The organism is Sphingomonas sp. Leaf37, from assembly GCF_920939475.1.
Classification (GTDB): Bacteria; Pseudomonadota; Alphaproteobacteria; order Sphingomonadales; family Sphingomonadaceae; genus Sphingomonas.
Genome location: NZ_CAKLAX010000009.1, coordinates 1 through 7493 on the forward strand (window position 1 = coordinate 1; position 7493 = coordinate 7493).

4 protein-coding genes are annotated in these 7493 nt (G+C 64.1%); 2 read left to right on the forward strand and 2 right to left on the reverse strand.

Features of this window, described 5'->3' with window-relative positions; translation table 11 throughout:
- Positions 1–85: 85 nt before the first annotated feature.
- Both LRA87_RS18260 and LRA87_RS18265 read right to left on the reverse strand, forming a co-directional pair.
- Positions 86–2803 (reverse strand): class I SAM-dependent DNA methyltransferase, encoded by a 2718-nt coding sequence (locus tag LRA87_RS18260; RefSeq protein WP_230782539.1) that lies wholly within the window; start codon positions 2801–2803, stop codon positions 86–88.
- Between the two features lie 109 nt (positions 2804–2912).
- Positions 2913–3362 (reverse strand): hypothetical protein, encoded by a 450-nt coding sequence (locus LRA87_RS18265; RefSeq protein ID WP_230782548.1) that lies wholly within the window; start codon positions 3360–3362, stop codon positions 2913–2915.
- A 93-nt stretch (positions 3363–3455) separates the two neighbouring features.
- Between LRA87_RS18265 and uvrA the strand changes: the two genes are divergently transcribed.
- Both uvrA and LRA87_RS18275 read left to right on the forward strand, forming a co-directional pair.
- Entirely contained in the window at positions 3456–6362 is a 2907-nt protein-coding gene (uvrA, locus tag LRA87_RS18270) for an excinuclease ABC subunit UvrA (protein WP_230782550.1), read from the forward strand.
- A gap of 78 nt (positions 6363–6440) precedes the next feature.
- Entirely contained in the window at positions 6441–6944 is a 504-nt protein-coding gene (locus tag LRA87_RS18275; RefSeq protein WP_230782552.1) for a DUF488 domain-containing protein, read from the forward strand.
- The last annotated feature ends 549 nt before the right edge of the window (positions 6945–7493 follow it).

Consider the following 7493-nt stretch of genomic DNA (forward strand, 5'->3'; position numbering starts at 1 on the left):
GGGGAAGTATGGCTGCAGGCGCGCCATCTGCTCATCCGTCAACCAGTACAGGTCGCTCATCCACGCTCTCCTCACGGAGCATGAATCAGATCGCGGCGCTCCCATCAATGGGTCCTGACCCTAACGCCATGCACACCAACATGTTGTCTGGAAGGACGTTTCCCTCGACAAACTGGAAAACGCGATGCTTCGTTGTCTCGATAGTCACTACGTAGCGTATCAGCGAAGCTATCGCTGATCTCAACTCAGGGCGAGGCTTTCCGAACACCCACCATTTATCAAGATAAGATCGAGCGTCGCTGGTAGGCGATTTTGCGAACTGTTTAGCTCTGTCACGCCGAACAGTTGTCATTAGGTGCTGGTAGTGGACTGGGAACTGCCTCCTGGCGATTTCTTCCGAGGTCTCAAAAAAATCGATGATGAAACTACTTTTTATTTTCCCAGCGAGGCCCCGGCCATTGACGTAGGGTTTGACTGGCCAAAAATCCGCTCCGCTCCGCTCCGCTCCGCTCCGCTCCGCTCCGCTCCGCTCCGCTCCGCTCCGCTCCGCTCCGCTCCGCTCCGCTCCGCTCCGCTCCGCTCCGCGGAGCGTCGCGGCCTGGGCTCGTGTCAAAATGAAGCCGGCTCCGTGCAGTTTAACCCCCGGCGAACATAGCCCGGCGTTCGCCCGCAGCGGTTTCGCCTGCGTCACATCGGCGCCGACGCTCAGGTCCGCGTTGATCCGCCCGATGGAGGGCGTCAGGTCGATCACCGGCGCATCCGTATCCAGCCCGCTCTCGCTCGCCACCTCCAGCAACACCCCCTCGCGCGCGCCGGCCTCCGCGACGGTCATCGCGATCCGCACCGCCGCCGCATCCTTCGACGCCTTGGTCCAAGGATGATCCGGCACCGCCATCACCAGACTCACCGGCGGACGCCCCTCCATCCGCCGCGCCATCACCCGCCGGCTGAATTCCTGCGTGATCGAATTGGTCGTGACGAAGCCGAACCGCTTCAGCCGCGTGCCCTTCTCCGTCAGCCGCTCCGCCGCACGATCCCACCAGTACATCACGAAATCGGCGGATTTGTTGATCTTCGGATGCGCCTTCCACAGCGCCGTCGCATAGGCCTCGCCCAGCCGCCCGCGCACATCCTTGCCGCCGATGAAGGGCGGATTGCCGACGATGTAATCCGCCTCCGGCCATTCCGGCCGGCGCGGGTTCGGCAACTCCACACCGCTGCCGTCCGCCTTCGACCGTTCGGGATCATGCCGCAGCACCGCATCCATCGCGCTGATGTTGCTCAGTTTCTCCAGCACCGGATCGGCCACCACGCCGCCGTTGCGCAACTGCCATTGCAGATAACCGAGCCACAGCACCAGCTCGGCGATCGCCGCCGCGCGCGGGTTCAGCTCCATCCCCAGGAAATTGCGCGGGTGCACCGTCGCCGTCTCCAGCGCGAGCGCCTCCTGCCCGCCCAGATCGGCGAGCACCTCCAGCACGTCGCCCTCCAGCCGCTTCATCAATTCCAGCGCGACGTACAGGAAATTGCCCGTGCCACACGCCGGGTCGAGCACCCGCGTCGCCGCCAGCCGCTCGTGAAACTCGTGCACCGCGCGGATCGCCGCCTGCGGATCGGCGGCGCGCTCGCGCTCGACCGTGCCGAGCACCGCGCCCTCCCATTCGCGCTGCAGCGGTTCGATCACCGTCGCGATCACCAGCCGCTCGACATAAGCGCGGGGCGTATAATGCGCGCCCAGCCGTCGTCGCTCGTCCTTGTCCAGCGCCTGTTCCAGCAACGTGCCGAAGATCGCCGGCTCCACCTCGGTCCAGACGTGGCGCGCGGCCTCGTACAATTCGCCGATCTCTTCCCGGTGCAGCGGGATCGCGCGCCGGTCCGCGAACAGCCCGCCGTTGAACCGGCGCACCGGCTTGCGCATGACGTGCGAAAAGCCGCCCTTGTCCATGTCCGCCCACAAGCCTTCCAGCAGCGGCGCGAAGCTCTCCGGATTGGCTCGCGCATCGGCAAGCAATTCGGTAAAGCTGCCTGGCTCCAGCAGCCCGGTGTCCTCGGCGAACATCGTGAACAGGCACCGCATCAGGAAATGTGCGACCGGCTCCGCCTGATGCCCGCGATCCTCCAGCAATTTGCTGACGCTCGCCAGCCGCTGCGCGATGTCCTTTGTCACCCGCGCCGCGCGTTTGGCCGGATCGAGCCCGTGCGGATCGAGCCATATCCCGCGCAACCGCTCCCGCACCGCCGCATCGCGCAGGTCGTCCAGAAAGATGCGATAGCCACCGCGGTCGGGGAACTGGCGGTAGTTCTTACCTTGCCCCGAAAAGTCCGCGAACACCTCGATCGCATGGCCGACGTCGACCGTCAGGATAAACGGCGGCCAGCCATGGCTCTCCGGCAGCGCCCGCGCATATTGCTCCGCCTGCTCGCGCGCATTGCGCATCAGCACGTCCCAGCCGCGATGCGCGCTGCGCCGGCCCCGCACCGCCTCGATCCCCGGCAGCGTCGCCTGCTCCGGCGCCAGAGGCACCTCCTTCGCGCCGCCCCGTTCGCGGCTCTGCTTCGCCTCCAGCACGAAACAGCCGCGCCGGTACAGGTCGATCCGGCCATGCCCGCTGCGCCCGCCCTCATCGCGAAAGGTGACGGCACGCTCGAACACGTAATCGTTGCGCTCGCGCGTCGCATCGGCGGGATCGGGCTGCGGCAGGTCGAGCACCGCGCACAATTCGGTCAGGAACAGCGGAAAGTTCGCCCGCTCCGCGCCACCTTCGTTGTTCCGCCACCGCGCGATGAACCGTTCGACATCCATCTTCGCACCGTGCCGCGCAAGCGGCCATCACACAAGCGTGCCGCGCAAGCGGCCATCGCACAAGCGTGCCGCGCAAGCGGGCGCTACACAAGCCGGTGTCACACGTGCGTTACGGCTTCTTCCCTCCGAACAGCCGCCCCAGCATCGCCTCCGCCGCCTTGCCGACCGCCTCGGCGATCGCCTGCGGATCGGGCTGCATCTGCGTACCCTGTGGCGATATCGGGGAAACGGGGGGGACGGGGGGCACGGGCGGCACCGGCGGGACGGGAGGGACCGGTGGCACCGGCGCTTCGGGCGTGGCAGGGGGCACGGGCGCCTCGGGAGCCGCCGCCGCCTCGCGTTTCGCGCGCCCCTTCGCCACCGCCGCGGTCGCGGCAGCCGCCGCCATCGTCAGCCCCGCCGCCAGCATCTCGCGCCCCTGCGGGCTCTGCGCCTTCTCCAGCAGCGCGCCACCGATCTCGCGCACTTCCTTCGGCAGCTTCACGCCCATCACTTCCTTGGGGAGCTTCGCCTTCTTCTTCTTGCCCATGCCGCCTGCCTCATCAGTGTGTGTCGCCAACGTAAGACACTGTCTGGGTGCTTTCAATGCACCCCGCGCGTTCCTACCTGCGCAGACTAGCCTAGGTCATAGAACAGAAGTAGAACCAGCCACATGCTGACCAAGATCTCCGTACGCGGCGCGCGTGAACACAACCTCAAGGACGTCGATGTCGACATCCCCCGCGATACGCTGACGGTGATCACCGGCCTGTCCGGCTCGGGCAAGTCCTCCCTCGCGTTCGACACCATCTATGCCGAGGGCCAGCGCCGCTACGTCGAATCGCTGTCGGCCTATGCCCGCCAGTTCCTCGAACTGATGCAGAAGCCCGATGTCGACCATATCGAGGGGCTGTCCCCCGCGATCTCGATCGAGCAGAAAACGACGAGCCGCAACCCGCGCTCGACCGTGGCGACGGTCACCGAAATCTACGATTACATGCGCCTGCTCTGGGCGCGCGTCGGAGTGCCATACAGCCCCGCCACCGGCGAACCGATCGCCGCGCAGACCGTCAGCCAGATGGTCGACCGCGTCCTCGCGCTGCCCGAAGGCACCCGCGCCTATCTGCTCGCCCCCGTCGTCCGCGGCCGCAAGGGCGAATACCGCAAGGAACTGACGGAGTGGCAGAAGGCCGGCTTCACCCGCGTCCGCATCGACGGCGAAATCCACGAGATCGACGAAGCCCCCGCGCTCGACAAGAAGTTCAAGCACGACATCGAGGTCGTCGTCGACCGCCTCGTCGTGAAGGGCGATATCGGCACGCGCCTCGCGGAATCGTTCGAAACCGCGCTGAAACTCGCCGAGGGCCTGGCGTACATCGACCCCGTCGACCCGGTCGAACCGCACACGCCCAAGTCGGAAATCCTCGGCGACAACGCCCCCGCCGGCCGCATCGTCTTCTCCGAAAAGTTCGCCTGCCCGATCAGCGGCTTCACCATCGCCGAGATCGAACCGCGCCTGTTCTCCTTCAACGCCCCGCAAGGCGCATGCCCCGCCTGCGACGGCCTCGGCGAGAAACTGCTGTTCGACGAAGACCTCGTCGTCCCCAACCACGCGCTCAGCATCAAGAAGGGCGCGGTCGTCCCCTGGGCGAAATCCAACCCGCCCAGCCCCTATTACATGCAGGTCCTCGGCTCCCTCGCGCGCGAATTCGACTTCAGCCTCGACACGCCCTGGTCGGACCTCCCTGAGTCGGTCCACGCGACGATCCTCCACGGCAGCAAGGGCAAGCCCGTCACGCTCACCTTCGTCGACGGCAAGAAGAAGTACGACGTCAAGAAACCGTTCGAGGGCGTCATCGGCAACCTCAACCGTCGCCTGCTCCAGACCGAGAGCGCGTGGATGCGCGAGGAGCTGTCGAAGTACCAGTCCTCCCGCCCCTGCGCAGTCTGCCACGGCGCGCGCCTCAAACCCGAAGCGCTCGCGGTCAAGATCGCGATGAAGGACATCGCCTACGCCACCCACCTGTCCGTGGTCGACGCGCTGAACTTCTTCACCGACATGCCCAACCATCTCGGCGACCAGCAGCGCGCGATCGCCGAACGCATCCTCAAGGAAATCGTCGAGCGTCTCGGCTTCCTCAACAACGTCGGCCTCGACTATCTCAACCTCGACCGCACCAGCGGCACGCTGTCGGGCGGCGAGAGCCAGCGCATCCGCCTTGCGTCGCAAATCGGCAGCGGCCTCAGCGGCGTCCTCTACGTCCTCGACGAACCCTCGATCGGGCTCCATCAGCGCGACAACGACATGCTGCTCGCCACGCTGCGCCGCCTGCGCGACCTCGGCAACACCGTGCTCGTCGTCGAACATGACGAGGATGCGATCCGCACCGCCGACTACGTCATCGACATGGGACCGGGCGCGGGCGTCCACGGCGGCCAGATCGTCGCGCAGGGCACGCTCAAGCAGATCCTGAAATCCAAGACCAGCATCACCGCCGATTACCTCAACGGCACCCGCGAAGTCCCCGTCCCCGCGGAACGCCGCAAGGGCAACGGCAAGCAGCTCACCGTCCACAACGCGCGCGCCAACAACCTCACCGGCGTCACCGCGTCGATCCCGCTCGGCACCTTCACCTGCATCACCGGGGTCAGCGGATCGGGCAAGTCGAGCTTCACCATCGACACGCTCTACGCCGCGGCCGCCCGCGCCCTCAACGGCGCGCGCATCCTCGCCGGCAAGCACGACAAGGTCACCGGCCTCCAGCACCTCGACAAGGTCATCGACATCGACCAGTCGCCGATCGGCCGCACCCCGCGATCGAACCCGGCGACCTACACCGGCAGCTTCACCCAGATCCGCGACTGGTTCGCCGGCCTGCCCGAAAGCCTCGCGCGCGGCTACAAGCCCGGCCGCTTCAGCTTCAACGTCAAGGGCGGCCGGTGCGAGGCGTGCCAGGGCGACGGCGTGCTCAAGATCGAGATGCACTTCCTCCCCGACGTCTACGTCACCTGCGACGTCTGCCACGGTGCCCGCTACAACCGCGAGACGCTGGAGGTGAAGTTCAAGGGCAAGAGCATCGCCGACGTCCTCGACATGACGGTCGAGGATGCCGCGGAGTTCTTCAAGGCCGTGCCGCCCATCCGCGACAAGATGGAGATGCTGGTCGAGGTCGGCCTCGGCTACGTCAAGGTCGGGCAACAGGCGACCACCCTGTCCGGCGGCGAGGCGCAGCGCGTCAAGCTCGCCAAGGAACTCGCCCGCCGCGCCACCGGCAACACGCTCTACATCCTCGACGAACCCACGACGGGCCTCCACTTCGAAGACGTCCGCAAACTCCTCGAAGTCCTCCACGCGCTGGTCGAACAGGGCAACACCGTCGTGGTGATCGAACACAACCTCGACGTCATCAAGACCGCCGACTGGATCGTCGACCTCGGCCCCGAAGGCGGCGTCAAGGGCGGCGAAATCGTCGCCGTCGGCACGCCGGAAGAGGTGGTGAAGGAACCGCGCAGCTTTACGGGGAAGTATTTGGCGCCGTTGTTGAAGGGGCGTGGGAGCGAGGTTGTAGCGGCGGAGTAGCCGTCTTTTATTGACGAATTGGCATAATCCTGACTCATTGCGCGCTTAGCCACGCGTCGAAAGGGCAGGTTTATGACAATGCTATATACGATTGGCTACGAGGGGGCGCTGCTAAGCGATTTCCTTGGTACGCTTAAGCAGGTGGGCGTTAAACAGGTCATCGATATCCGTGACGTTCCGGTGTCTCGACGCGCGGGCTTTTCCAAAAACATCTTGGCTCGGGCGTTGGAGGAGGAAGGACTTGGCTACCTTCACTTGAGGGCGTTGGGCGATCCGAAGCCGGGCCGCGAAGCGGCAAGGGAGGGGCGTTTCGACGCTTTTCGCGAGATATATGCCGCCCACATAAGTCTGGATGCCGGACAAGATGCACTAAAAATCGCGGTTGCGAGCGCTCAAGTGGTGCCCTCAGTTCTACTTTGCTACGAACGAGATGAAAAACATTGCCACCGCGCTATTGTCGCTAACGCTATGATGAAGTTACACTCCTTCCAAATACGGCATCTCGGCGTTCAGAAGGCGTCGAATCGCATGGGTAGGGAGTTGGCTAAGGATCATGGATCAGTCGCGATCGCACCGTGCTGAAGTCCATATAATTGCAAAGGCGCTTCCACAAGTTGGCGACAAGCATGGTGAAACTGTCTGTGTGGCAGCATTGGACGATAATAGGCAGTGGTATAGATTGTACCCTGTAACCTTTCGCATGCTGTCAGCTGATCAGCGGTTTAGACGATGGACGAGGATCGGTGCCAAACTTAGACTGGTTCCTCCAAATAAAGACAGAAGATCGGAATCTCGCAATGTTGATCAATCATCAATCGAGCTTTTAGGAGAGATAAAACCCGATAATCGGACTGCGTTCATAGAAAAGGCGCTTGTAGATAGTACGAAGCGGGAGCGTGCGGAAGGTCGTAGCCTTGCCCTAATAAAGCCGGAAGATGTTACATTTTTCTGGAAAAAGAGAACGGATGAAGCAATCGCTGAGAGGCTCTTAGCCTATAAGAGACTTAGGGTCAGGACCCATTGATGGGAGCGCCGCGATCTGATTCATGCTCCGTGAGGAGAGCGTGGATGAGCGACCTGTACTGGTTGACGGATGAGCAGATGGCGCGCCTGCAGCCATACTTCCCCAAG